This is a genomic window from Paenibacillus sp. CF384, assembly GCF_900106745.1.
Classification (GTDB): domain Bacteria; phylum Bacillota; class Bacilli; order Paenibacillales; family Paenibacillaceae; genus Paenibacillus_Z.
Window position 1 is genome coordinate 150,034 of the sequence record NZ_FNNV01000005.1, and the last position, 26,493, is coordinate 176,526.

Genomic DNA, 26,493 nt, shown 5'->3' on the forward strand with positions numbered 1-26,493 from the left:
TCTCGAACGCACCTCTCCCGTTAATGCTCATCCTCTGAATCTTCAGAAACCGCTAGCAGCGATCCGCCGCCCTGAACGGCCATTCGGTAGTCCGTCGGTTTCTGTCCCGCATACTTCATAAACACTTTTGTAAAATACCGCCGCTCCGCATACCCGACTTCCTTGGCAATCAGCGCGACGCTCTTCGGCGTATCGAGCAGCAGCGATTTGGCTTTCTCCATTCGCTGACGCGTAATATATTCGATGAAGGTTTCGCCATACGTTTGCTTAAATAACAAGCTGAAATGCGAGGTCGACAATCCGACGTATGTAGCGGCTTCTTCCACGCTGAGATCGCGGAACAGATGACGGTCCATGAACTGCTTCGCATCGGTCATCTGCCGCTCGGAATGCTTCCGCTTGTCCGTCGAACGCGCCACGCCTTCACTGGAAGCCTGCCGGATCGCCGCGAACAAATCCTTCACGCCAAAATGCAAGTCCATCTTGCGCCACATGGCTTCTTCCTGCTCACGCTGCAGCAAATCCGCTTCCTTCAGCTCCCGCATCAGATGCAGCGCCAGAAAATGCAGCATCGGCTTCAGCCGACCTTCCGCACTGCCGCCGGCCTTATGCAGCTGCTCCGCCAGTCGCTTCTGCTCGCCTTCTACGCCGACCGCATCGCCGCGCTTCATCGCACCAATCAACCGCTCCGCAATATCCCACAGCGTGCGCCCCGCATCAAAGCCTCCTGCAAGCTCGCTGCCGTAGACCGCGATCGGCACCGATTCGGTAGACAGCTGCATGCCGCGCTGCACGGTTTTATAAGCGGAGGACAGCTTATTCATCGCTGTCATTTTATCATAAATACCCGCATGCAGCTGCAATTTAGCATTCTTGCGAACGGAGGCCAGCAGCATTTCTGCCCACTGCTTCACCTGCAGGTCACGGGCCTCCGGCGAACCATCTCCGCTTGCCGCAGCCTTCTCGCCGCGAATCAAGACGCACCATTCGCCATCACGCATTTGGATGACGGCATGATGCAGCCCATCCAGCTGCAGCGTTTCGCGCAGGACGTTACATACGGCGAAATTCCAGATCTTCCGCTCTTTGTCCGGCCATTCACGCCAATCCCGAGCATCGGCTGAACCGGCATCGATATCGAGCACGAGCAGCGTATATTGGGGCTCCCCGAGCAGCTGCTCCTGTCCCGCCATCAGCCAATTGTCCGGGGTAATATCCGTATAGTCCATCAGCACATCATACAGAATCTTCTCGTTCACCAAATCGATCATGCGATCGAGCTTGCGCTGCTCTTCCTTCATCTGCTGCCGTTTATTGCGCTGCTCCGACATGACGCGGGCGATAACGCCAGTCAGCTCATCATACGGAATCGGTTTAAGGATATAATCCTTCACCCCATACTGAATCGCAGACCTCGTGTACGAGAAGTCCTGGTAGCCCGAGAGCATGATAACATCGCAAACCATTCCCCGCTCCCGAATCTGGCGGACGAGCTCGAGTCCATCCATGACCGGCATCCGGATGTCGCAGAGGATCAAATCCGCAGGTTTCTCCCGCAGAAGCTCCAATGCCTCAACACCGTTCTTCGCGGTACCTGTAACTTCAAGTCCAAGCATACTCCAAGGGATAACCTTCTCTAGGTTGCGAGTAATATGTTGTTCGTCATCGACAAGCAGCACTTTTCCGTTCATACCCGTTCACCTCTGTTTCGTGGAATCTTAATTCGGATAATGGTGCCGTACCCCTCCTGGCTGCACAGGAGCAAACCATAAGGCGAGCCATAATGAATGCGAAGCCGATCTGCGACACTGCGCAGTCCAAGTCCGCGCCGTTCTCCTTGTTCCGCCATGTTCAAATCGAGATCTCGCTCCTGCTCGCTGCTCAGTCCGTTAATGCGTTTCAAGGCCTCCTCGTTCATGCCGATTCCATTATCGGTAACGGTCAGGATGACCAAACCTTCTTCCAGATGAACCGAAACGGAAATCATGCCAACATGCGCAAGCCCTTCAAATCCGTGTTGAATACTGTTCTCGACAAGCGGCTGCAGGGTCAGCTTCAGAATCGTATAATCGAGCGTCTCCTCCGAGATCAACAGCTCATAGCTGAATAGATCCTCGAAGCGGTATTTCTGAATCTCCAGGTAGCTGCGCACATGCTCAACCTCTTGCTGAACCGTAATAATCTCCGAGTGATGCATGCTCGTTCGCAGGAGGATGCTCAATCTGCGCACCATCTGCATGATTTTGCCGCCTTCGTTCTGGGCTGCCAGCGCATTGATCGACTCCAGCGTATTAAATAGAAAATGCGGCTTGATCTGCGCCTGCATCAGCATCATCTCCGCGCGCTGCTTCCGCTCCTGCTCGGTGCGCACCTCACTTAGCAGACGCCCTATTGTCTCCACCATGCTGTTAAAGCTGCGCGCTAGGAGCACGGTTTCGTCCTTGCCTTTCGCCGGAACGCGGGTATCCATCATGCCCTGCTCCACGAGGCGCATTTTGCGAACGACCCGAATGATTGATTTCGCGACCCGGCTAACGAAGAAAATATTAAATAGAATCGCAAAAATCAAACATAGCAGCGTAATTCCGCCGATCCACTGCACGAAACGGATATTTTCGCTGGTGAGCGACTCCCATGACTTGACGGAAATAAGGATCCACCCGCTGCGGTCGAGGTTATACGCCGAAACAAGAGAATCCTCATGATTGAACATGGTGCGAGAGCTTACATAACGCTGGGTATGCTGCAATTGAAGCTGCATTTCATTTTGAGCGTATCTTCCCTCTAATTCGTGCTTACTATCCAGCATAACCAGACCGCCGTTGTTGATGATGAGATAGCGAGTCTGCGTTTCTTGTTCCCCTGAGAGCGTAAAATCCTGCAGCATGCTGTCCACATCGTCGGTCTTCACCTGTGTCACCATAATACCGGATTCGTTGAAAGATTCCATATCACGCACAATGCGCAGCTGCGTGAATAAAGCCGCACCGGTACCTGTTAAGCCGGGCTGTTCGTAAGGACCGATCCACATCGGCCGGCCGCTGTACTGCTTGATCTGCGGATAGATCGAGTGATTCTTCAACATATCGTACGTAATATTCTTAAATGTCGTCGGATCATTACGATAAGAACGGAACATCGTCCCGTCCTCCCCGTAAAGCATCACCATGCTGAGCGCCGGATTTTGCCAAAGCAGCTTTCCGAGCGACTTCTCGTATTGGCTGATTGCGATCAGCCTGCTTGCATCATTAACCGAGTTGCGGGAGCTGCGCAGCGCATCTTGAACGGTTGCGTTCGTGACGCTGGTATCGGTAAGCTGATCGAGCTCCCGGAAGAAATAGCGGATATTGCCGCCCACCGCTTTGAGCGTAATTTCGGTTTGCTCGCTATACTTCTTCTCCAGCAGCTGCTCCGAATTCAGAAAGGAGACGATGCCAAGACAAATAAGCGGAGCAACGATCAAACCTATAAATGCCAGCAGCAGCTTCGGACGCAAATTCATGGGACGGCTCCTTTATGAGTACAGTTCTTGTCACCGACAAGCGCGTCCGCGCCAAGCTACGAAGTTAGCCCTTCACGCTGCCCGCTGTCATTCCGTCGATAATTTGGCGCTGCAGGAACATGTACACGAGCAGCACCGGAATGATGCTGATAATGACTGCCGCAGAGAGCGATGCAAAATTCGTCCGGTAGCCGTCATTGAACGTAGCCATTCCGGTCGGCAGCGTACGCAGCGATTCTGTCGTGACGAGCAGCTGCGAGAGTATATATTCGTTCCAGTTGCCGATGAACGCAAGGATGAAGACGGTAACGAGCGCCGGCATCGACACCGGTATAATCACTCTGACGAACAATCCCGCAGCACTAAGCCCGTCCATAATGCCGGCCTCTTCAAGCTCGGTTGGAACGGATTGCATGAACGCATGCAGGATGAAGATGGTAATTGGCAATGCATATGTGCAGTATACCAAAATGAGCGCCTGATGCGTATCGTAGAGATGAAGATCATTCACCAAGCGGTACAGGGGGATGAACAGAGCGCCCGGAGGCACGAGCAAGCCCATCAGAATAAGACCATAAATCCGCTTGCTTAGCACTTTGTATTTCATCCGGGACAACGCGAAAGCCGTTGCTGCCGAAAGCACAATCGTTAGCAAACATGCAGCAACCGTTACATATAGACTGTTAAACGCATACTCCCCGATATGAGCGCTTTGCCAAGCAGCCTTGTAGTTGTCGAAGTTGAACTTGGATGGGAATGCCCAGGTATTAACGGTAATCTCCCGATTCGTCTTGAATGAAGATAGGAGCAGCCACAGCAGCGGGAAAAGAATCACAATCACGTACACCCATAATGACAAATGAAGCGACCACTGGCTGTTGCTTATTTTGTTCGAACGGTGCAGTTTATGATTGGCCGTATCTTTCGATGGTGTAAGGTTGCCTTTCGTAAGGACACGTTCCATTAGTACTGCACCTCCTCGGATTTGGATACACGCTGCAGGATAGCCGTCATCGCCAGAATCAGAATGAACATCGCTACGCCGATGGAGCTGCCATAACCAAGCTCCAAGGAGCGGAAGCCGACTTTCAGAGCATACGTTGACATCACCTCTGTAGACTGGAAGGGTCCGCCATTGGTCATAATTTGCACGATATCAAGCACTTTTAACGTGCCGGACACCGTTAGCAGCAGCATGACGAACAGAATGGGACGTACGAGCGGCAGCGTGATTTTCCACGTTTCGCTCCATGCGTTGACGCCGTCGATCTTCGCCGCTTCGCCGATTTCCTTCGGAATATTCAGAATCGCAGCCAGACAGAGCACAATGAAGAAACCGATGTTCTGCCATGCGTTCGCGATCAGAATCGAGAGCATCGCCAGATGTGGATCGGAGAGCCATTCTTTCGCCCAGCTTTCGCCGCCGATCGCGCGCAAAACTTGGTTGATCATACCGGATTCATAGTTGTACAATACGCCGAACAGAATCGCGACGGTTGCCGTGGAGATGACGACAGGTACGAACACAGCTGATTTATAGAAACCGCGCATGCGTCTTGCTTTACTGACCATAATGGCAATCAGAAACACGAGCGGAATATTGACGATAAGGGAAAAAGCCATGAAATAGAAGTTGTTGCCGAGCGATTTCAAGAACACTTCGTCGTGAATCAATCTTGTAAAGTTATCGATGCCGATAAATACTTTCTCGGAAATGCCATCCCATTGATAGAATCCATAAATGAAAGACACAACGACCGGATATAAAAAGAACAAACCGTAAAGCAGAAGCGTGGGGATAACAAAAGCCAGATACGTCCAAGGGTTTCTCAGCGCTTGATACATTGGGATCCTCCTAGCAGGTTAGGCGTATAAAAAGAGGGTGCCTGTTACGGCAGGACACCCTCCATTCATCAACAAGTTGTGATTGCTCTTATTTTTGTGCTGCGTTCGCTTTCTCTTGGGACGCTTGGATTTTCGCCGCTACTTCTTCCGGCTTCTTCACTTTGCCGATCAGCTCTTGCAGACCTACACCTACATCAGCGCCAACGCTTGGTTGAACGATCGCGTCAAAAGCTTTCCAGGACGTCGATGCGCCGCCCATTACGTTCAGAACATCAGAGATCAGCGGATCTACGCCGGACAGGTCGGACAGTTTCATGGAAGGAAGAACCTTGTCTTCAAGCAGCGTACGCTTCTGGATTTCTTCGTTGAAGAAGTTACCGATGAATTTCTTCACTGCTTCTTTTTGATCATCATTCAGGTTAGACGAGAAGCCGAAACCGTTGGAGTAACTTGCATTGATCGATGTTTGGTCGCCTTTACCGCCGTCGATGGACGGGTAGGAGAAGTAACCGATATTGCCTTTGAGCTCGCCTGCTTCGTCGCCTGTGAAGCGGTTGGCATCCCAGCTTCCTGTGAAGACCATCGCTGCGTCTCCTTTCAGGAATTGCGCGCCTTGCTCTGCATATGGCAAGCCAAGTGCACCTTTAGTGAAGTAATCGTTATTCACCAGTGTTGCGTAGTCGCTGAAGCCGGCTACGAAATCAGCATCGGTCCATTTGGCTTCGCCTGTCACCAGTTTGCTGAAAGCATCGATGCCCACGCGACGTTCCATGACTGTGTTCCACAGCATGCCGTTAACCCAGCCGTCTTTGGCCGCAAGCGCGAATGGCGTTTTGCCTTTTGCTTTAATCGCGTCGGCTACTTTGATCAGGTCTGCGAATGTTTTCGGAACTTCCAGGCCGTAATCCGTGAACATCTTCTTGTTATAGAACACGCCCTCGCTGTAACCGCCGAATGGAAGGCCGTACACTTTACCGTCGATTGTAAACTCGTCCAAGCTTGCGAACTTGTCTTTGATGCCAAGCTCTTCAATGATCGGCGTCAGGTCGAGCATACGGCCTGCTTTTACGTAGAGGTTCAAGTCCGCGCCGCCGAATACTTCGAAGATGTCAGGCGGGTTGCCTGCGGCCATTTCCGCTTTCAGCTTCTGATCGCGGTTAACGACTTCGTCGATACCTTCAAGGTTGAATTTGAGGCCGGCGTTTTCTTGTTCTGTTTTTGCTACAACATCTTGCAGGATCTTCAGACGCACTTTGCTTGTTTCTTTAATTTGCGTATGACGCAGGGAAAGCGTAACGTCTTTCGCCACCGGCGTTTCGTTGTTGGTTGAGCCTTCGTTCGTTGTCGTATTTGAAGTGTTGGTAGTGTTGTTGTCGTCTTTGGAACCGCATGCGGAAAGTACAAGGGATGCCGACATGAGCGTCACGGCTGCGACTGTAAATCCTTTTTTCATTTCAAGACCTCCAAATGTGTAATCGTAATAGTTGTTTACTGCTCTTCCTTACACTTTGAATTATAGAGGGAGCAGCAAGAACGCAGGAGGTCGAAAATACAACGAGATGGGGATACTTTTAGGCTTGAAAATGAGGAAGGGGTAATAATAAACGACCCACAGGAGGTAATAATCCTGTGGGCAGCGTTATTAATCAGAGAATAGTATCCTTGCTGTTAGGTTCCATGACATTGGAACGTGTGATTGACTTATTGATTACCAAGCATACGCGCGTGGTGCTTCTCCGCCTGGTCCTGGGAAGATCTCGTCGATGCGTTTCAGCGTCGACTCGTCCAATTCAAGCTCAACTGCACGCAGAGAGCTTTCGAATTGCTCGGCCGTACGTACGCCGATGATTGGAGCTGTTACAGCTGGGTTCGACAGCAGCCATGCCAGCGAAACAACATCCTCGCGTTCGCCAAGCTCGTCGCAAAGCGCGCCGTAAGCTTCAAGCTGCGCCGCGTGCTGCTCGATGCGCTTGAGGTCACCGCTGCGTTTGCCAGCGCCGCCGCGGCGAACGTTACCAGCCAGCAGGCCGCCGTCAAGCGGGCTCCAGGGAATGACGCCGATGCCGAGTCCTTGGGAGGCTGGCAGTACTTCCAGCTCCGGCAAGCGGCAAAGCAGGTTATATTTATGTTGCTCCGACACAAGTCCGAGTATTCCGCGAGCTTTGGCTTCGCCTTGTGCAACGGCAAGGTCCCAGCCGGCAAAGTTGCTCGCCCCGACGTAGCCGATTTGACCTTGTGTTTGTGCCGCTTGGAATGCAGGCCATAGCTCGTCCCAGCTCACGTTGCGATCAACGTGATGCATTTGGTACAGCTCGATATGATCCGTTTGTAAGCGCTTAAGCGAGGCTTCCAAGTGACGGCGAAGCTTATAAGCAGACAACCCGCCATCGCGGTTTGGTCCATCGTTCTTGTTACTCATATCACCGTAGAATTTCGTTGCCAGCACGGTACGCTCACGGCGTCCGCCGCCTTGCGCGAACCAGCGACCGATGATTTCCTCCGTGCGGCCGGCATTCTCGCCCCAACCGTAAATGTTCGCCGTATCAAAGAAGTTAATGCCCGCATCCAGTGCCGCATCCATAATCCGAAACGCTTCCTGCTCGTCCGTATCGACTCCGAAATTCATCGTTCCCAAGCACAAGCGGCTAACCTTCAAACCAGAACGTCCCAAATAGGTATACTTCATCTTGATTTCACAGCTCCTCTTCCAAGTATGAATGAGATAAGGAAATAAGTCCCTTTCCTATTATAAAGAATTTGGCCGGGAAAGAGAAATGAAGTTGCTGTTTAGGCGATTGGAGAATTGCTGCGCATGTGTGGCTCTCAGGACCACACATTTGCTCGAATTGGATGACTGCGGCGTATGTGTGGCTCTCAGGACCACACATTTGCTCGAATTGGATGATTACGGCTCATGTGTGGCTCTCAGAACCACACATGTGCTCGAATTGGATGATTACGGCTCATGTGTGGCTCTCAGGACCACACATGAGCTCGAATTGAATGACTGCGGCGCACGTGGCTCTCCATACTAAGTTAATGCAAATCTCTCGGTAAGTTAGTTGCTATCGAGTATCTAAGGCGGATGTCTGCTGCAACGAGCTCTGGCTAATGTAGACTTCTAGATGAGCTTCTTTCTCGAAATCCCCCTAATTCCCGCCAATGTAGACACCTAGACTCGCTACTTCCTCCGCATTCCCCTAATTCCCGCCGATGTAGACGTCTAGACACGCTACTTTCTCCGCATTCCCCTCATTCCCGCCGATGTAGACGTCTAGACACGCTACTTTCTCCGCACTCCCCTCATTTCCGCTAATGTAGACGTCTAGACCAGCTACTTCTTCTCCATTCCCCTCATTCTCACCAATGTAGACGTCTAGACCAGCTACTCTCTCCGAAATCACCACATTCCCGCCAATGTAGACACCTAGACTCGCTACTTCCTCCGCATTCCCCTCATTACCGCCAATGTAGACGTCTAGACCAGCTACTTCTTCTCCATTCCCCTTATTACCGCCAATGTAGACGTCTAGACACGCTACTTCTTCTCCATTCCCCTCATTCTCACCAATGTAAGACGTCTAGACCAGCTACTCTCTCCGAAATCACCACATTCCCGCCAATGTAGACACCTAGACACGCTACTTTCTCCGCACTCCCCTCATTCCCGCCAATGTAGACGTCTAGACACGCTACTTCCTCTCATCGCCCAGAGCTACACCTTTGTATGAAGCAGTCCCACAATGATATTCAGAGAGGTAGCTAGTACCTCTCTTGGTGTAAAAATCGAAAAAAGGAGCTCAAGAGCGGAACATGGTACCCTTCTTGAGCCCTTATAAGCGGAAATATGCAAATGTAAGGTAGCGGATACCCTTCTTTGGAATTGGAATGATGAACAAATAAAGACGGCGATAACCATCATCGCCGTCTTCTCAATATCTATAGCAAGTGGTGAGGCTACTCACCACCGCGCATCCCTTGTACTGCAGCGCGAACGGCGCCGTAAAATTCACGCCAATGCGGCGCAGCCTCGGCTGGGCCGATCACGCTCCCCGGCGTGCCCTGCTCCGCCGTAGGCGCCGGCTTACCGCTTAAATGAAGGCGGCTCTCTCGCTGCGATACATCAACCGCAGGTGAAGACTTGGTACCCGCTCCAGCTTCTGCACCACTCGGCTGCACCACACCATCAGCTGCCTCCGCCTCGGATCCATCTCTCACCTCTTCGGTGTCTAGCTCAGCTGTTAGCACAACTTCATCCTCACGCGCTTGTTTACCCGCCCATTCTTCCATCAGTTGCCTTGCACCTCACTCACTGTTGCATAGCTCCATCGATTGTAATAAACTGCACCTCGATTGCTTAACTCCATTGATCGCCTTCTGCCGCACCATGTTTAGCTCCATTGGTCGCCTCACGATCATTTAGCTTCCTGCCCTGTCCTGCTCTGCCCTGTCCTGCTCTGCTCTGCCCTGCCCCGCACATCACTCACGTTCGCTCTAACCCTTGAGCCGATGCTTGCGGAGCGAGAACAGCTCGCGCAGCTCGTCAGTCGACATCTCGGTAATCCAGTTCTCCGATTGGCTCACGACTTGATCGTTAAGCATCTGCTTGCGTGTGATCATGTCGTCGATCCGCTCTTCCAGTGTGCCCAGCGTCACGTATTTGTGAACCTGCACATTACGCTTCTGACCGATTCGGAACGCACGGTCTGTCGCTTGATTCTCGACAGCTGGATTCCACCATCTATCGAAATGAATCACATGATTCGCCGCCGTCAAGTTGAGTCCGGTACCGCCTGCTTTCAATGACAGGACGAAGGCGCATCCCGGCTCCGCTTCATTCTGGAATCGCTCGATCATCTGATCCCGCTCCGCCTTCGGCACAGCCCCGTACAGATACGGCGTCGGAATACTCAGCCGCTCTTCAATGAGCCGCTTGAGCGTAGCCCCCATCTCCACATACTGCGTGAAAATCAAACAGCGTTCGCCTTCCGCCGCAATCTCTTCCACCATCTCAAGAACGCGCAGCACCTTGTTGGAGCGCTCGATCTCCCATGCTGAAGGGAATAACGCCCGGTCTTCCTTCAATAATAAGCTCGGATGATCGCATACCTGCTTCAAGCGAGTAAGCGCGGAGAGAATAATCCCCCGACGCTGCAGCGCGCCGACCGCCTCCAGCTGATTCATCAGTTCAGACACAATATTCTCGTACAGCGCACCTTGCTCCACCGTCAGCGACAAATACGTACGCATCTCGTTCTTCTCCGGCAGCGCAAGCGCGATGGCAGGATCCTTCTTAAGCCGGCGCAGCATGAAGGGTTTCACCCACCGCTGCAGCTCAGCAATCAGCGCCTCGTCGCGCTCCTTCTCAATCGGAAGCACGACCGCTTTACGGAATTCAGTCAACGTCCCCAGATAGCCCGGATTCGTAAAATCATACAGCGACCACAGCTCCGTCAACCGATTCTCCATCGGCGTACCTGTCAAAGCAACCCGGTGATGCGCGGAGAACCCGCGAATCGCGGAAGATTGCTTCGTGTAATAGTTCTTAATATTCTGGGCTTCATCCAAACAAAGAACATCCCATGAAACAGCACCGAGTTCTTCTTCATCGATTGGAGCCAGTGTATACGAGGTGATAACAAGGTCAGCCTCGGCAGCTTCAGCCGCGAAGTCCTCTCCGCGCATGCGTTTCGGTCCATAATGCACCATCACGCGCAGCTCCGGAGCGAATCGTTCCAGCTCCTTCTCCCAGTTGCCGATAACCGACGTCGGGCAGATAAGCAGCGAGGGTCCGAAGCTCCCTTGCTCCATCACATGCTGCAAATAAGCAGTAAACTGAATCGTTTTGCCAAGACCCATATCATCGGCTAAGCAGCCGCCAAGTCCGAACTTACGCAGAAACGCGAGCCACGATACACCTTGCAGCTGATAATGGCGAAGCTCGCCTTGGAAAGCATCCGGCGTTTCAACAAGCGGCAAGTCTGCCGATTCATTCAACTGCCCGATCCAAGTAGCCAAGTGCTCATTCAGCTCGATTTCGGCTGTCAATGCTTCCTGCATCTCATCTTCCGGCTCAAGCTCTGCCCCGCCGCGCAGATGCATCTCCATCACATCGCGCATCGTTAGGCCGCGCTTGCCGCCGTTCTTCTTCAGCCACTTGCGCAGCCGTTCCATGTCGCCCGGGTCCAAATGCACCCATTCGCCGCCAACTTGCATCAGTCTGCGATTCTCGGAAGCCAGCTTCATAAACTCTGCTTCCGTCATATCGACGTTGCCAACGGCAAGCTTCCAGTCGAAATCCACGATTTGCTGAAGGCCGAACATCGACTGCTCGGCTGAGCCGACCGACGATTTCACTTTGGCTTTCAGCTTCATCCTGCGGTTGCGCGCCGCTTCCCACCAAGATGGCAGCAGCACGGAGCAGCCTGCGGCAAGCAGCTTCACGCTCTCTTGCTCCAGAAATGCATAGGCCTGCGCATCATTCAGCTCAATACGAATATGGCCGGCATCCGCATCGCCGCCAAGCGTACCATCCTCGGATCGCGTCCATTCCGGAAGCGCCGCAGCCCATTTCATCTCTTCCTTGCGCATACGCTCGGCAAAAGACTCCCGCCACGCTTCCGGAGCATCCGCCGGCAGCATAAACCGATCTTCGCCACGCGACTCGGCCGCTTCATTAAGCGCAAGCGTCATCCAGCGTCCGCCATCTTCGCGGTCGCGAACTGCCGGACGCAGCCGCCAGCCATGCCCATCGCTCGGCTCCAGCAGCTGCAAAGCGGTTCGGAACGGCGCATTATCCTGCTTCATGCCGATGGAGACGAGCCAATCGTCCTCATCGGCCGCTTTCATCATAAGCGCACCTTCGCCGGCCTGGGATACGGCGTTTCGCCAAGCCACGCCTACCGAATCATCGGAAGCGATCAGCTCTTCCACGATACCGGTCAGCCAGCCTTGCAGCGCTCCGATATCTCCCTGCTCCTCGAGCTGCTCTGCAAGCTGCTTCCACTCCTTGCGCTTGTTCTCCTCATCGCGCGGCACATCGAGTCGCCAAGCTCTCGCCTCTGCCCGCCAGCGCGTCCAATCCGGAGAGAACCAGCCGTGGAGAAGCACCTCGCGCATCATCTCAGCAAGTTTAGCCAGCGTCTGCAGCCTATCCGTCCATTCCACCTGCAGCAGCCTAACCGGCTTCGGGGAAGATAAATAATCCATCGCAATTGCCGGTGACAACGGCAGCTCCGTTCGTTTGAGCCGCTCGTCCGTACGTTCCTCGATCTCTGCACCGAACCATGAGGCTTCGTGCCAAGCGAAGAGAAGGCGGCGCAGACGAAGCGTTATGCCAGCGACATGCCCGGCTGCCAGCACCAAGCCTTCGCCATCTTTCCAAAATCCGTCAACGACAACCGTTTCAGTACCTGTGTACCCTCTCATGTGATGATTTTACCCCTCCAAAGCTCTTCCTGCAGCGCGCGCAGGCGCCCATGCTTGTGTACGATACCATCCACATAACGGCTCCATTTATCGCTGTGCTCTTCCGCTTTGTACAGCTTCTCGAGCTTCTTCATCAGCTTGACGGCTTGCCTGTAGCCTTGCCGATTACGCGAGCGAATCGCGCCATCAATCGCTTGATGGTACAGCGGGTACAGCACACGGGGAGCAGCCTTGCTGATCTCCCGCACCAATTGAATGTCCATCTCGTCAGGCTCAATGCCGAACAGAAGCTGCAGATCAGCCCATTTGTCATAATGCTTGCGATCCAGCCAATGCTCCGTCAACGCCAAATATGAATACGGCAGGAACGAAACCAAGTATTGCTGCCAGCTCGGATTATCCGGCTGCTGGAGATCGGCTAAACGGCACATCGACAAGAACGGTCCAAATGCCTTGGATTTCCGCTCAATCGATAAACCTCCGTACAAATACCGAATCCAATTGTCCAGCTTCGTCCAATTCCGTTCCTCCAGCCGCTGCAGGGCACAATCGCAAGCAAGCAGGGCCGTCCGATTAAATGGAGTTCTCGCCAGCAGCTCCATCGCGTAGTCGTCGTTATTCTCTGCATATGCGAGAAAAGCCAGTGCCATCGGGACGAAGAAGCTTGCATGTCCCGTGCCTTTCTCCTCTGCCAGCTTATTCTCCAGCCATTGCTTCTCCTTGCCGGTCCAGCCTGGATCATGTACAAGCTGCCCCCAGATCGAGAAATACAGCGCCTCCCATCTGTGAAGCTGCTGCTCCCGATCCATCTCCCGTACATGGAACAGCTCAAGCAATTGTTCGACACCGACCCGTTCAAGATCTGTCATCGTATCCGGTGTAAGCTCGCCCGCGAGCTCGTGATAGTGATTGATCCAGGGCTCCGTCATCCGCGCGAAAGCCATCTCATAATAGTAGCGGCTGTAGCTGTCTGTAATCGAATAGGCTTTCTCCGACTGCTCGATGACAAAAATAATACCGTGCATCCAGTGCAGCCGTCTTAGTCCTTCATCCCAATTCTTCGAAACCGCCTTTATCGCCGACAAAACCGGCTGCAGCGGATGCAGGGAATGTCTGCATTGCCGCCATATTTCGCCATGCTTCGCTTCCATATCTTGCTGCCATAGATGCGGGTCACCTTCGAGACCGGTCTTAGCCGCAGCAACAACTGCCGCTGCCGCAGTCGTACCACCATCTCCCCGATCTTCCGTAAACATCGGATCTTGACCGTATAACAAGCGGTTATGCACCTCATCCGCACTTCTTCCCGCATATTCATAATAAGCATAGAAAACGGCAGCCATATGCTTGCAATACCCTTTAACCGGACACGTACAGGTGCTGAATCCAAACTCATCGCAATCGAGCGTAACGGCAAAAATCGCAGCATCCTTGACGGTTCCATATACAGAGGTTCCTTCCATCACTTGAACGGAAAGCACCTTCTCCCGGCGGTAATAATCAAAGCCAAGCTGCATCACCTCAAGGGGGATGCTGCTTGCGACAGCTGTCTCCAAAGCCTGCAGCCGCTGTTCATCCAATTGAAAAAACGTGCTCACGATGCGTCCCCCGTTCCTCAATAACCATTCCAATCATTATACCACATTCACAAACGGTTTCGCTTTGAACTGGGACAGACAGGAAGAGATATAATAAAAGCCCCTTGTCCGGACAGGTAAGTCCGAGCAAGAGGCTTCGTAGGATGGAATCAACAATCCAGCTTAATAAGGCACTTTCACGATAAACGTAACGGTATTGGGTTCATTAATGGCTAGGTTAATGCCACCTTTATACTTCTCCACGATGGACTTCACAATATGCAAGCCAAGTCCGGAATGACTGCCCTTCTTCGACGTGTAACCCGCCTGAAAGATCGGTTTATTCACAAGCTCCGCTGCGCACAAGCAAGTATTGCTTACGGCAAATTCGTAATACCCGGTCTTCTGGCAAGCCTCGATATTGACCGAACGTTGACCTTCTGCGTATTTAAGCACCTCATCAAACGCATTATCGATCAGATTGCCAAGCAGCCTCGTCATATCCAATGACTTCATCCCAAGCTCAAGCTTATTGATGTCATTGAAATCCGCCTTGAATTCCACTTTGAGCACCTCAGCCTGCAAGCCTTTCGCACGAATAAGCGCAGCAATGGCAGGATTGCCGATGTCGATAATATCGTTCAATTCTCGAATCTCGCCGGTTAATTCTGCCGTGTACGACTTTAATTCTTCTGTCTTGCCAAGCTCAGCCAACGCATGAATGGTCTGTACATGGTTAGCGAAATCATGGCGCTGCGAGCGAATCGATTGAAACAGCCCGTTAATTTCATCCAAGTAGGTTTCTTGCGCTTTCCGAATCAATTTATCCTGCGACTTGCGATAAGCAGTCACGAACAGGTAAACCAAGATCAAGCTGATCACCGTTACTACGCCGATAATAATCGCAATATTAACAAATTGTTTGTCCAGCGTCTGTTGAATGATCGCGTAATCCGATACGACCGAGATGACATAACGATTAAGCGGTTCGCCTTTCTCATCGAGCATGCTGGCTACTTTATTTGTGATATCGACCGGTATAAACAGCTTAATAACATGTTTACCGTTGATGACATCATTCTGATACACCTTCGTGTTCTTCTCGTTGGCCAGTTTCACGTTAGCCAGATCATCAGGGTCTGCATACTTATAGGTTCCATTAATGATTGGATTTTGGGTCATATGCGTTAGAACATCGCCATTATCCGTAATGGTTGTTTTCTCGCCGTTTCCAAAAGTAGTCGGATTAATGATCGTAATTTCACTGAGCGATTGATTCTCCTTCAGCGTCTGCGAGATCAGCTTGTCGACCCCGGTTGCCTCGTCGTAATCATGCTGCCTGCTGTCGTAGCTAATGTAAGGATCAATCATATAATTGGTCGTGCCGTCATAATAGTAACCCCATTTTTGAATGGAGCTCGTGTCTGTCGTTGCAAACTCGAATGGGCCTGTCCAGAAATTCGTCAAGCGCTGGCCCCAGTCAATCGTAACCTTGTGTTCGTCATACAATTGGTTAAACGCCTGATACCAAGGTTTCCATGTATTCGTCTTATATCCAATTTGTTTGGGACTGGACGATTTATAAAGGATGATATTGTCTTTAGTCCGTTTGAGCAGCGTAATGCCCACCATGTCAAGCTTCTTGGAAAGCTCCACCAGTTGCGAGTTGGATACTTTTTCGACATCCGGGCTTAAGGCGAACTGAGTTGCGATCGAGACTGCACGAAGCTCACGGCCAATTTGCTCTTGATATTTCTCTGCGCCGTTCCGAGATAGCTCAATAGAGATTTCAATCTGTTTTGCAACCGATTCCATTTCATGCTCAAGGCTGTCTTCCAGTGAATCTTTGGTTGTAAAATAATAGATTGTATTATTGACGCCAAGTAATAGCGCGATCAACAAGATGGCAAGAAGCCACGCATTACGCCGCATTTCGACAGACTCTCCGATCAAATTCGATATTTCTCTCAATTATGTCTGATTTCATAGAGAGTGACAATGAAAGAATTGAACAGTAATGGGTATAATACACTACTTTTGGAGTTTTTTGACGAAAAAAGCGGCTCAGCACCTAATGACACATGCCGGAACCGCTTTTTACTAGGAAGAAAGTCTCTTAAAAAAGGCCAGAAGAGCCCATTTGCGCTCTTGCCGTTTCTTGTAACGAGGCAAAGCGCGGTACAGTGTTCCGCATTCCACAAGCGTCTGTTTCGCATCTTCTGCTCTCCCCAGCTGAGCATACAGCAGTGCCAGCTTATAATACGCTTCGATGGAAGAAGAATGTATAGCGCGGAAAGATTGCAAATGTCCGATTGCCTTCTCTGGATTTGTTTTGGCGTAAATAGCAGCTAATCGCAAATAGGGAGTTCCATATTTGACTCTCGGATTGATCGAAAGCGCGTTGCCGATTGCCGCTTCTGCAGCATCCGTTTCGCCCAGTTGACTGAGACTCGCACCCAGATCATCCCAGAACTCCGCGGAATGCTCCAGTGCATCTTGCAGCGGCATGAGCCATTCCTTCGCTTCTTTATATCGCTTGCGTTCAATCAGCAGTCGCGCGAGCTCGTGTTTGGCCGGAATATCGTTTGGATTCATGAGGATTTGCTGACGCAGTCTTCTGATGGTACCGAATCTGCGCAGCGGTTTCACGAAACTCGGCGTGAGTCCGATAAATCTGCGGTCCAGTACATAGAGCAGGGCCAGAAGGACAAGAACAGCAAGAAACGGACTGCCCGTCAGCCACCATAATAAGCCGAAAAGTAGGATTTTAACCATATTGCCTCCTGCTACCTATGATAAGGTTAATTGCTGTCATCATTGTACACGATTGGCCTGGCTCTCAGATAGTGGGAAATCTTTTTCCTCTTGCCGAGGAACTCCGGTGAGCCGTACACTATGAAGTAGAAAAGACTAGCTGCGAGGATGAGGCGACAATAATGATGGAACAATTGCGGGAAACCTTACCGATATGGGTACATGCAAGCCGGCTGCATGCAAGCGCAGGACAAGTGGCCTCCTATATTCCGGAGCTCGCCAAAGCGCCTGCAGATGCGCTCGGTGTTACGATTATGGGTGCGAGCGGGGAGACAATTAGCGCTGGAGAGACTGATTTCCCTTTTACGATGCAGAGTATATCGAAGGTGTTCACCTTGCTTCTGGCTCTTATGGATAACGGGGAGGAAGGCGTGTTTGCCAAAGTCGGCATGGAACCGACCGGCGACGACTTCAATTCGATGCTTAAGCTGGAGCTCGTAGAGCCGGGCAAGCCGTTTAATCCGCTGATCAACGCCGGTGCAATCGCGATCAGTTCGTTGATTCATGGCGATACGCCTGCAGCGAAGACGCAGCGCATACTGGCCTTCTTCGGGGAAGCGGCAGGCGGTGCTGCGCTCAGCGTCAACGAAGATGTATTCCGTTCTGAATCTGCAACGGCTCATCGGAATCGTTCGCTCGCTTATTTCCTCAAGGATAACGAAGTGTTAGGCGATGAAATTGACGTCGAAGATGTGCTGCATGTCTATTTCCGGCATTGCTCCATCGAAGTCAGCTGCAATCAGCTTGCTCGAATGGCGCTGCTGCTGGCATTCGACGGCTTCGACCCGCTGGTCGGTCGGCAGCTCGTGCCGAAACGTTATGTCCAAATCGCCAAAACGTTCATGATCATGTGCGGCATGTACAACGCATCCGGCGAATTCGCGATTAAAGTCGGCATTCCGGCGAAGAGCGGCGTATCCGGAGGCATCCTCGCCTTGGTTCCCGGCCAGTACGGCATTGGCGTCATAGGGCCGGCACTCGGCGCGAAAGGAAACAGCACGGCAGGTGTACATTTGCTGGAGACGATGTCAACTGCGCTGGATTGGCGGATTTTCTAAGTATAGCAATGAGAAAAGAGGCTGAACTTGTGGATTGGTTTCCACGGGTTCAGCCTCTTTCTTATATCATGCCAATAACCTTCAATTAACCTACGTGCATCATCATTTCCGGTTGTTTGCCGCCTTCTTCGCCGGCAATCGGTGCCGGTTTGCGAAGCATTAAACCAAGTACGGCGCCGAAGATCGCGATGAACGTCAAGATCAGGAACGTATCGCCGAAGGAGAGTGAATAAGCTTCAAGCTCGCTCTTCGCTGTCGGTCCGTAGAACACCATACGTTTAGCAAGAATGGTTGCCAATCCCGCTACTGCAAATGAAGTCATGATTTGCTGCGCAGCATTCGTAAGGGACGTTACGCGGCTGACGAGATCACGCGGTGCGGATTGCATCAGATGCGTATTCAGCGGCATCATCGACATCCCCATGCCTGCTCCGAGCAACGCCAGCGGCCCCATAATCATCATTTTGCCGGATTCTGCATCAACATGAGAGAAGATGTATGCCGCTACAGTTACGAGCAGCATCCCTGCGAATACTAGCGGTCTTGCGCCGATCTTATCGTAAAGCATCCCGCCGATTGGCATGAACAGACCTGCGGCGATGGCTTGCGGAAGCATGATAAGTCCAGTATCAAACGCGCTGTAATGCTGCGCTTGCTGCAAGAACAACGGAACTAGGAACATCGTGCCGAACAATGCGATTTGGGAAATCCACTGCACCACGATGCCTTTCGTGAAATCCATCGAACGGAAGACACGAAGTTCAAGCAATGGATCTTTACGTCTGAGTTCAACGATAACGAACAGAATAAGGGCTACTGCTCCAACAATGATACCGATAATCGTCTTCGATGCCGTCCAGCTTACTGCGCCCTCACTAACACCGTAGGAAAGACCGGCGAAAGCGATTGGAGCCAAGAGGAAACCGAGCTTATCCAGAGCGGCTACAGCTTGACGCTCGATGCGCGGCAAGGAGCGAATACCAAGGATAACGCCGAATGCACCGATTGGAATGTTGATCAGGAACAGCCATTTCCAGCTGACATAGTCAACCAGGTAACCTGCAAGTACAGGTCCAAGCGCCGGAGCAAGAAGGATCGGAATCCCCATCATGCCCATTACAGCGCCGACTTTCTCCGGTGGGCTAAGACGATAGATGAAAGCCATCGCAACCGGAAGCACCATACCGCCGCCGATACCTTGAACAATACGGAAAATAATCAAGGTTTCAACGGATGTTGCCAATGCGCAAAGCAGCGATCCTACCGTAAACAGAAACACGGAGACGAGAAATACTTGCTTCGCGCCATAACGGTCAGACAACCATCCGGCTAGCGGGATGACCGCTGCTTGTGCAAGTGCGTACCCTGTAACTGTCCAGGATACAACCTGATACGTGGTGTTAAACTCTTGAAGCAAACCCGGAAGTGCCACGTTAACGGCAGTTCCGTCCAGCACGACCATGAAAATCCCGATAATAATGGCTGCAAGCGGGCCTAATATTTTCTGAATGGAAAACGGCTCTTCGCTCCTTGCAGCAGATGTTGTTTGTGCAGACATCGTACTCTCCAGCTCCCTTTACCCGTCCTATGCTCCTCCAGATCCCCCGTACTTCCATTGACCCTTCCTATGCGGAGGAGTACAATGAAGGCATCGGAACCTAGTTCGGAACATCTCGGTTTTTTATAAATGGACAATTGTCCGCTTTAAATACAGCTTACCTAACGCTACGCGCATTGTCAACGAAAGACAATGTGAACTTTTTTCAATTTCAGGAGGTTCATGGCATATGCAGCAACGGAGCGAACGAAAGGACGCCGCCAGACACCGAGAGCTCATACTCGACACAGCCTCCCAGCTGTTTCATGAACATGGTGTAGAAAGCGTCAGCATGCATCAGATCGCCAAGTGCGCAGGCGTCGGCCAAGGCACACTGTACAGACGATATTCTTCCAAAGCGGAGCTCTGCATGGAACTTCTTACGGATCGCTTCGAGCGATTCGCATCCAATATTTCCGCTTATCTTGCGCTGGAGGCGCAATTGCCGGTACGCGAGCGAATGGAAACGTTCTTGTCGCGCTGGATTGATTTTATCGCAACCGAAATGCAATGGTTTAATGCGATTCAGCCAGATACTTGGTGTTCGGATGATCGGGATAAGATGATTAGCTCTCCGCCTTTTCAATTTGTGACAGGCGTTCTGAAGAAATTGCTGGATGAAGCTGTCGCTGCCGGCTTGGCACCGCATGTGGATACCGAATTCGCAGCCTTCCATATTACGATTTCCATGAGTCCGATCGCGTTCCTCTACTTCACTGAAGATCGAGGGCAGACAACGGAACAGATGAAGGCGAAGTACATTTCTTATTACAGTAGCCTTTTTCTCGGGCGATAATGTATGTGCAAAAAAGGACGCTGCCGAGCAATTCCCTTGTTAGTAAGGGGTTGCGCGGCAGCGTCCTTTATTTGGTTGATGGGTTAGAACTAAAGTTGGCCTAAGATCGGTTTATTCGGCAAATAATGCTGGGATTTGATGTAGCGAATGGTACGCGTCTTCACTCGCATCACGATGGAATGGGTTTCGGCTCGTTGATCCGGCAGCATGGAGACACCGCCGAGAAACTCACCCGGCGTGACGCCTGTAGCCGCGAAGATCACATCGTCATTGCCGATCATATCTTCCATCCGCAGCAGCTTGCGCGGATCTGAGAGCCCCATCGCTCTGCAGCGCTGTTCCTGCTCCTCATTGAGGGGCATCAGCCGGCCTTGAATCTCGCCGCCGAGGCATTTGAGTGCGGCTGCAGCAAGCACGCCTTCCGGTGCGCCTCCCGAGCCAACATAGAGGTCGATGCCGGCTTCCGGAAAAGCCGGGGCGATCGCCCCCGCAACGTCGCCATCTGACAGAAACTTGATGCGTACCCCGACTTCCCGAAGCGAGCGGATCAGCTCCGCGTGTCGTTCACGATCAAGGATCATGACGGTCAGATCCGACACTTGCTTGTGAAGGGCAAGCGCCGCTTTCTCTACCGTTGTGCGGATTGGATCCTCCAGCCTCAGCTTCCCGGCAAGCGCCGGCCCGACCGCTAGCTTCTCCATATACATATCCGGTGCATGCAGCAGCCGTCCTTTCGGTGCCACTGCAATGACAGCCATCGCGTTATTGAGCCCTCGCGCTACAAGCTCCGTCCCTTCCAGCGGATCAACCGCCACATCCACCTCTGGACCTTGGAGGCTCCCGACTACTTCCCCAATATAGAGCATTGGTGCCTCATCCATCTCGCCTTCCCCGATCACAACCGTCCCTCGTATGGAGACCGAGTCCAGCATACCCCTCATGGCATTCGTCGCCGCTTCATCGGCGCGATGCTTGTCTCCTCTGCCCATCCAAGGAGCAGCAGCAAGGGCTGCCAGCTCCGTTACCCGTACAATTTCAAGTGCCAATTCCCTTTCCATCGTGCACCTGCCCCCTCCTCAGTTTGCTTGCTGAAGCCAACCAATAATGATGCCCGCCGTTTCTTCAATCGCTTTCTCCGTAACATCGATGACCGGACAGTTTAACGATTTCATAACGGAATGTGCGTAGGCCAGCTCAGCGTCTATGCGCTCTGAGGATGCGTATTTCGCAGAGAAAGGAAGGCCCATCGCTTTAAGCCGTTCGGTTCGTATTCCTGAAAGCTTCTTCGGCTGCATCGTTAACCCTACGACGAGGCGTTTGCCTTGATAGAGCTCCTGCGGAACTTTCACTTCCGGTACGAGCGGCAAGTTCGCGACTCGAATGCCTTTATGGGCGAGATAGATGCTTAGCGGTGTTTTCGATGTGCGGGATACGCCGATGATGACAACTTCTGCGAGCAGCAGTCCTTTCGTATCCTTGCCGTCGTCATATTTCACGGCGAACTCAATCGCTTCAATACGACGGTAATAATCATCATCGAGCGTATGGAGCAGACCGGGTTGTCGTTTCGGTGAATCATTAAACGTATCAATGAAAGCTTGCATCATCGGTCCCAATACATCAATGGCTCGCACGCCTTTAAGCAGCGCTTCCTCTCTCATCGTTTCGCGGAGCTCCGGCTGCACCAGCGTATAAGCGATGAATCCGCCTGCGCCGGCTGCATCTCCGACAATGTGTACGATTTCGTCCTCCGACCTGATGTGGCCGCACCGAATCAATTTCACATCTTCAAAAGCGAACTGACGCATCGCCGCCTTCACGACCGCTTCCGCCGTTTCCCCAACCGCATCCGAGCAAATATAGATCGGCTGCACACGTTTCCCTGAGCTCCCCACGTCCTGCCTCCTTAGCCCTGCCTGTCCGCTTCCAGCTCCATCATCCAGCGGAGGATATTCGTTTTGCTGATCCAGCCTACAACCTCGTGTCGATTCGCGAACTGTTCTTCGGTTGCAACGCTTGCAACGACCGGTAAACCGTCAAGCTCCTGCACGAGCATCTTCTTCACCGCGTCCATCAAAGGTTGATCGGCTTGCACGGCAGCGATAGCCGGCAGACGCGACATTGCCATACTTACCGGAATCGCGGCGGCATTGCTGCTGCTTAGTGTGATCTTCAGCAAGTCTTTCGGTGTCACGACGCCTACAAAATGCCGGTTCTCATCCACAACGGTGAGCACCTCGGCATTGCCCATGAATAACGTAATGACAGCGTCATGCACGGATGCGGTTTCCGCCACACTGATCGGCAGCCCTTGCACATCCTTCACGCACGCGTCTTCCCACCGCTTAAGCACTTGCTCTCTCCCCAGAGCTGCCGTCCCCGGAAAATAACCAACTCTCGGCTTCGCCTCCAAGAGTCGAAGCATAACGAGCAGTGATAAATCCGCGCGGAGCGTCGGCTTACCCGTCCCCAGCATCTCCGCCAGCTGATCGCCCGTGATCGGCGCATGCAGCTTAACGAGCTTCAATATTTCGACTTGCCTTGCCGTTAACGTGATGCCAACCACCTCATTCATGCGTCCTTATTTGATAATTAATGTATCACATTGGATTATTAGTACACAATATATATTTGGCTATATTTGCTTGTTTTGATGATACGCACCTAACTTTATAACCCCCATAAACGTCAAAAAACCTTCTCGCAAACGTTTCCGAATAAATTCGGAAGCATTGCCAGAAGGCTGAGCAAGGTATGCGGTGATTATCGTCAAATCTTTAATTCCCCAAGCTTTATAAGCTCGACAACCGCTTGTGAACGACCTTTTACGTTCAACTTCTGCATGACGTTGGAGATGTGTTTTCAAGCACATAAAATCATAATGGTTCCGTTCCCCTTGAAAACACAGTAAAATCAAGGGGAAAGAGGTGAATTATATGTACCTGTTCAAAGAAAATTAAGTGCCTCGACTGTAAAGGGAATTATCAAGCGATCACCGAGCGAGGGAAGAAACGGTATTACTGCAGCACGTATCATAATTATAGGACCTGCACGCGGTGGAAGGTTGATGAGGTATTGCTTGTTGAGTTAATTTACAATCATTACGAAATAGAGCTTATAAAACAAGGACTCATCATCGGTAGTGGAAAAAAGATCGTGAAGCCGCAGGTTTCTTTGGATTTCATCGTCGATCGTGTTGACCAGGTTGAGGTGAGTCCCAAAAGTCAGACGCTACAGATCAACTACAAAGATGGGACTTATACGAAATTATCACCGCATCATGATGCTTATTATGTTGAATAGACAAAAAACCTCCCTCAAGCGTTTAGGACGACAAGAATCCCGCTTGAGGGAGGTATTGGATTAAATAATGGTCTGAACAATGGTTTCGCCATTCTTATCAATTTCAATTCTCCGGACGACTTTTAAGAGCAGCGCACGCGTTTTATCTACGTCATCATATGACTTTAGGCTTGTCAGTTCCTTGAGCGCAAGCTGCATCTCTTTTACGTTTTTCTCAACATTTAACACTTGTTTCTGACTTGCCTCAAGTAACTGGAGCTTCCGAGTTACTTCTTCGATTTCTTTCTCGTACTGTTCCTTCTCAAAATTATACTGCTCCGTATCTATTTCACCAAGCATGTGTTGCCTGCGGATCTCGAAGAGTAGTTTGCGATTGTCTGCGATTTTCTTCTCATGCTTAGAAATATCCTTATCGTAGCCACTTTTAGGCAGCTTAGCTTCAACGGATTTAATACCATGTCGATTGAAATCTTTTACGATTTTACGAATTATCTTCAAAATTTCCTCAATCAGATCATCCTTAAGATCGAAGTACTCAATCCATCTTCCATTGCTGCAACCTACTTCACCGATACGGCGCCGGCGGGAACACATTAGGTAACGATATTGTTTATTTCGCTTTAAAGTGGACATGGTCACCATGGCAGCCCCGCACTCAGCACAATATGCCATCTTTGCGAACACATTTACAAATGCTCGACGGCCGCCGCGGACGCCGCCGCCCCTGATCAATCTAAGCTCCTGGGCTTGGTCATATAGTTCTTTCGAGATAATTACTTCATGGGTTTGAAACTGAGTCCGTTCCCATTCTTCCTTGGGTTTTTGTACGAGCTTCTTTCCGCGATCCATTAGATCGTTCAAATCATTATAGGCGACCTCTACTGTATGCCTCCCAAACACAGTAAACCCAGTGTAGTTCTCATTTGTTAGAACTCTCTGTACCGAAGAGAGACCCCATAGACCACCTTTATACGAAGGTACCGGCTCACGACTTCCACCATCACCATTGAGATAGTTAACTATTGACTTTTCGCCTAAACCTTTATTAACGTATAGATCGAAAATGAGCTTTACAACTTCAGCCTGCTCGGGTATCACTTCAAGTGTTTTCCTTACAGACTTTTTCCCCATAGGAGTCGGTACGACAACTTTCTTGTACCCAAATGGAGGGATGCTTCCTGTAAAGTTTCCTTCAATGGCGGATTGTCGTATTCCCCTACGGGAAGATACACTGATGTCCCCGCTTGTGTTTTGATTAACCACGGATTTGATACCAAAAAGCAGCTCATCATCTTTCACACCAGAGTCATATGCATCCTCAATTGATACTACCCTTATCTTCAATGCATTAACTAAGATCCGTTTCAACGAAATTGCATCTAATGCATCACGACTGAAACGTGAAAGGGAAGTAAACCAGAGCGAACTGATTTCTCCCCTCTTGGCATCTGCAATCATCCTTTGAACATCATCACGAGCGACAATACTAGAAGCAGAATCTCTATCTTCATAGGCAGCATTATCGCTAAAATATATTCCCATTCTCGCAGCATGCTCACGAATAAAAGCCTGTTGGTGTTCTGGACTATCTTTCTGTGAGTCCTTCAAAGTCGAAACTCGGACATATAAACGATCTTCACCTTTTTTGCTCATTACACATTTCCTCCGAGATGTATTTGCACAGAACATCATCAAGATTATCCGATACAACACCGTTATTTGCAAGTACCGATTGTATCCTGTCTCTGACGAGCTCGCGAACTACTTCGTGAGGACGATCACCCACACGGACAATGCGTATGGTGAATGATTTTTTCTTCGTTTTTTTTTCCATATCAGCATCACCCTGTGGTATTTTATGAGCGAGAGCATGGACTTTTTCCATGCTCTCGTACTTATTCCTCGTATTCCATCAAAAACAAATTCCCTCCGAGATCCTCACTGACTTTCTTCTGTGCTCGCTCTACATACTCGCTGACAGAAGATTTCTGGATACAAAGCATATTGGCGATGTATGAATGTGAAAATCCTTGACCGTGTGCTAACTCATAGCATTCACGTTCCCGATCACTTAGACGACGCAGTGCCTCTTCGATCTGAAACAGCTGCCATTCGGTTAAAGTGGAGCTGCTGCGAGAATTGTATTGGTTTGAATATGCTTGCATGATAAGCGGATCTTTATATTTTTGACGCTGGTACGCCGATCGCCGCTCGATCCCGCGCTTACTTCCGCCTGGTTGCCTTCCGTTATGCAGCCATTCAATTACGTGATTTAAGTCGGATATGATTTCTTTTGTATCTTGAAGATCAACGAAAGCACCTTGGTTACTCGCTTTCCACAGTCTATAAGCATTTCGATTCTTTTTCTCACCGAGCTGCTCCATCGTCATCCCAGTCTCTTCCTCAATTATCTCCTCAAGCTCACGCCGGCGCTTTTGATGATAGCGAAGAGTATGACGATACCATTTCTTCAAATCTTGGAGATCCACAACAAATCCGTGATCATCCTTTATGAAATATTTGTCCGGTTCATCACTCACATCTCTCACGCTCTCACGCCCCTTTAGTTGTTG

At 50.9% G+C, this 26,493-nt stretch carries 20 protein-coding genes and 1 pseudogene; 2 read left to right on the forward strand and 19 right to left on the reverse strand.

Going from position 1 to position 26,493, the window contains the following annotated elements:
* Positions 1-20 precede the first annotated feature (20 nt).
* The 12 genes from BLW29_RS11140 to BLW29_RS11195 form a co-directional block, all read right to left on the reverse strand.
* Positions 21-1,691, reverse strand: a complete 1,671-nt coding sequence (locus BLW29_RS11140; protein WP_090979390.1) for a response regulator transcription factor — start codon at positions 1,689-1,691, stop codon at positions 21-23.
* Complete coding sequence (locus BLW29_RS11145; protein WP_090979392.1) at positions 1,688-3,502, reverse strand: sensor histidine kinase; 1,815 nt, start codon at positions 3,500-3,502, stop codon at positions 1,688-1,690. Before BLW29_RS11145 ends, BLW29_RS11140 begins: the two co-directional genes overlap by 4 nt.
* 64 nt (positions 3,503-3,566) lie before the next feature.
* Entirely contained in the window at positions 3,567-4,466 is a 900-nt protein-coding gene (locus BLW29_RS11150) for a carbohydrate ABC transporter permease (protein ID WP_090979394.1), read from the reverse strand.
* A complete protein-coding gene (locus tag BLW29_RS11155; protein ID WP_090979396.1) occupies positions 4,466-5,347 on the reverse strand; it encodes a carbohydrate ABC transporter permease in 882 nt (293 codons plus the stop codon). The genes BLW29_RS11150 and BLW29_RS11155 overlap by 1 nt, the downstream gene beginning before the upstream one ends.
* Before the next feature lie 88 nt (positions 5,348-5,435).
* The gene (locus tag BLW29_RS11160) at positions 5,436-6,800 is read right to left on the reverse strand and encodes an ABC transporter substrate-binding protein (RefSeq protein WP_090979398.1); all 1,365 of its coding nucleotides are present in this window, start codon (positions 6,798-6,800) and stop codon (positions 5,436-5,438) included.
* Positions 6,801-7,055: 255 nt separating this feature from the next.
* Positions 7,056-8,033 (reverse strand): aldo/keto reductase, encoded by a 978-nt coding sequence (locus BLW29_RS11165; RefSeq protein ID WP_090979400.1) that lies wholly within the window; start codon positions 8,031-8,033, stop codon positions 7,056-7,058.
* 514 nt (positions 8,034-8,547) lie between these two features.
* Positions 8,548-8,751 (reverse strand): hypothetical protein, encoded by a 204-nt coding sequence (locus tag BLW29_RS11170; RefSeq protein WP_090979401.1) that lies wholly within the window; start codon positions 8,749-8,751, stop codon positions 8,548-8,550.
* A gap of 553 nt (positions 8,752-9,304) precedes the next feature.
* Positions 9,305-9,637, reverse strand: coding sequence for a hypothetical protein (locus BLW29_RS11175; protein WP_090979403.1), 333 nt, complete (start codon positions 9,635-9,637; stop codon positions 9,305-9,307).
* Positions 9,638-9,841: 204 nt separating this feature from the next.
* A complete protein-coding gene (locus BLW29_RS11180) occupies positions 9,842-12,775 on the reverse strand; it encodes a DEAD/DEAH box helicase (RefSeq protein WP_090979405.1) in 2,934 nt (977 codons plus the stop codon).
* Positions 12,772-14,373 (reverse strand): SWIM zinc finger family protein, encoded by a 1,602-nt coding sequence (locus tag BLW29_RS11185; RefSeq protein ID WP_090979407.1) that lies wholly within the window; start codon positions 14,371-14,373, stop codon positions 12,772-12,774. Before BLW29_RS11185 ends, BLW29_RS11180 begins: the two co-directional genes overlap by 4 nt.
* Before the next feature lie 162 nt (positions 14,374-14,535).
* Positions 14,536-16,284 carry a sensor histidine kinase gene (locus tag BLW29_RS11190; protein ID WP_090979408.1) on the reverse strand — a complete coding sequence of 583 codons (1,749 nt, stop codon included), beginning with the start codon at positions 16,282-16,284 and terminating at the stop codon, positions 14,536-14,538.
* Positions 16,285-16,452: 168 nt separating this feature from the next.
* Positions 16,453-17,127 (reverse strand): tetratricopeptide repeat protein, encoded by a 675-nt coding sequence (locus BLW29_RS11195; RefSeq protein ID WP_090979410.1) that lies wholly within the window; start codon positions 17,125-17,127, stop codon positions 16,453-16,455.
* 161 nt (positions 17,128-17,288) lie between these two features.
* On the opposite strand from BLW29_RS11195, the gene glsA reads away from it, so the two are divergent.
* Positions 17,289-18,224 carry a glutaminase A gene (glsA, locus tag BLW29_RS11200; protein WP_090979412.1) on the forward strand — a complete coding sequence of 312 codons (936 nt, stop codon included), beginning with the start codon at positions 17,289-17,291 and terminating at the stop codon, positions 18,222-18,224.
* An 85-nt stretch (positions 18,225-18,309) separates the two neighbouring features.
* Here the strand turns inward: glsA and BLW29_RS11205 are convergent, their stop codons facing one another.
* Positions 18,310-19,782 carry a DHA2 family efflux MFS transporter permease subunit gene (locus tag BLW29_RS11205; protein WP_090979414.1) on the reverse strand — a complete coding sequence of 491 codons (1,473 nt, stop codon included), beginning with the start codon at positions 19,780-19,782 and terminating at the stop codon, positions 18,310-18,312.
* Positions 19,783-20,011: 229 nt separating this feature from the next.
* On the opposite strand from BLW29_RS11205, the gene BLW29_RS11210 reads away from it, so the two are divergent.
* Positions 20,012-20,617: a TetR/AcrR family transcriptional regulator gene (locus tag BLW29_RS11210; protein WP_090979416.1), complete on the forward strand. Its 606-nt coding sequence runs from the start codon at positions 20,012-20,014 to the stop codon at positions 20,615-20,617.
* An 89-nt stretch (positions 20,618-20,706) separates the two neighbouring features.
* On the opposite strand, the gene glpX is transcribed toward BLW29_RS11210, so the two are convergent.
* The 6 genes and pseudogenes from glpX to BLW29_RS11245 form a co-directional block, all read right to left on the reverse strand.
* A complete protein-coding gene (gene glpX, locus BLW29_RS11215) occupies positions 20,707-21,675 on the reverse strand; it encodes a class II fructose-bisphosphatase (protein WP_090979418.1) in 969 nt (322 codons plus the stop codon).
* A gap of 18 nt (positions 21,676-21,693) precedes the next feature.
* Positions 21,694-22,512, reverse strand: a complete 819-nt coding sequence (locus BLW29_RS11220) for a pyruvate, water dikinase regulatory protein (RefSeq protein ID WP_090979420.1) — start codon at positions 22,510-22,512, stop codon at positions 21,694-21,696.
* 11 nt (positions 22,513-22,523) lie between these two features.
* Complete coding sequence (locus BLW29_RS11225; protein ID WP_090979422.1) at positions 22,524-23,192, reverse strand: CBS domain-containing protein; 669 nt, start codon at positions 23,190-23,192, stop codon at positions 22,524-22,526.
* Between the two features lie 194 nt (positions 23,193-23,386).
* Positions 23,387-23,476: pseudogene (locus tag BLW29_RS11230) on the reverse strand (LuxR C-terminal-related transcriptional regulator); the annotation flags it as partial.
* Positions 23,477-23,980: 504 nt separating this feature from the next.
* A complete protein-coding gene (locus BLW29_RS11240; RefSeq protein ID WP_177186585.1) occupies positions 23,981-25,573 on the reverse strand; it encodes a recombinase family protein in 1,593 nt (530 codons plus the stop codon).
* 242 nt (positions 25,574-25,815) lie between these two features.
* The gene (locus tag BLW29_RS11245; RefSeq protein WP_177186586.1) at positions 25,816-26,469 is read right to left on the reverse strand and encodes a sigma factor-like helix-turn-helix DNA-binding protein; all 654 of its coding nucleotides are present in this window, start codon (positions 26,467-26,469) and stop codon (positions 25,816-25,818) included.
* Between the last annotated feature and the right edge of the window lie 24 nt (positions 26,470-26,493).

Excerpts from the sequence above, each read along its gene's own strand:
- BLW29_RS11140 (WP_090979390.1), bottom strand. The coding sequence starts at position 1,691 with ATGAACGGAAAAGTGCTGCTTGTCGATGACGAACAACATATTACTCGC.
- BLW29_RS11190 (WP_090979408.1), bottom strand. The coding sequence starts at position 16,284 with ATGCGGCGTAATGCGTGGCTTCTTGCCATCTTGTTGATCGCGCTATTA.
- BLW29_RS11145 (WP_090979392.1), bottom strand. The coding sequence starts at position 3,502 with ATGAATTTGCGTCCGAAGCTGCTGCTGGCATTTATAGGTTTGATCGTT.
- BLW29_RS11155 (WP_090979396.1), bottom strand. The coding sequence starts at position 5,347 with ATGTATCAAGCGCTGAGAAACCCTTGGACGTATCTGGCTTTTGTTATC.
- BLW29_RS11210 (WP_090979416.1), top strand. The coding sequence starts at position 20,012 with ATGCAGCAACGGAGCGAACGAAAGGACGCCGCCAGACACCGAGAGCTC.
- BLW29_RS11165 (WP_090979400.1), bottom strand. The coding sequence starts at position 8,033 with ATGAAGTATACCTATTTGGGACGTTCTGGTTTGAAGGTTAGCCGCTTG.
- BLW29_RS11240 (WP_177186585.1), bottom strand. The coding sequence starts at position 25,573 with ATGAGCAAAAAAGGTGAAGATCGTTTATATGTCCGAGTTTCGACTTTG.
- glsA (WP_090979412.1), top strand. The coding sequence starts at position 17,289 with ATGATGGAACAATTGCGGGAAACCTTACCGATATGGGTACATGCAAGC.
- BLW29_RS11225 (WP_090979422.1), bottom strand. The coding sequence starts at position 23,192 with ATGAATGAGGTGGTTGGCATCACGTTAACGGCAAGGCAAGTCGAAATA.
- glpX (WP_090979418.1), bottom strand. The coding sequence starts at position 21,675 with ATGGAAAGGGAATTGGCACTTGAAATTGTACGGGTAACGGAGCTGGCA.
- BLW29_RS11180 (WP_090979405.1), bottom strand. The coding sequence starts at position 12,775 with ATGAGAGGGTACACAGGTACTGAAACGGTTGTCGTTGACGGATTTTGG.
- BLW29_RS11150 (WP_090979394.1), bottom strand. The coding sequence starts at position 4,466 with ATGGAACGTGTCCTTACGAAAGGCAACCTTACACCATCGAAAGATACG.
- BLW29_RS11160 (WP_090979398.1), bottom strand. The coding sequence starts at position 6,800 with ATGAAAAAAGGATTTACAGTCGCAGCCGTGACGCTCATGTCGGCATCC.
- BLW29_RS11205 (WP_090979414.1), bottom strand. The coding sequence starts at position 19,782 with ATGTCTGCACAAACAACATCTGCTGCAAGGAGCGAAGAGCCGTTTTCC.
- BLW29_RS11175 (WP_090979403.1), bottom strand. The coding sequence starts at position 9,637 with ATGGAAGAATGGGCGGGTAAACAAGCGCGTGAGGATGAAGTTGTGCTA.
- BLW29_RS11195 (WP_090979410.1), bottom strand. The coding sequence starts at position 17,127 with ATGGTTAAAATCCTACTTTTCGGCTTATTATGGTGGCTGACGGGCAGT.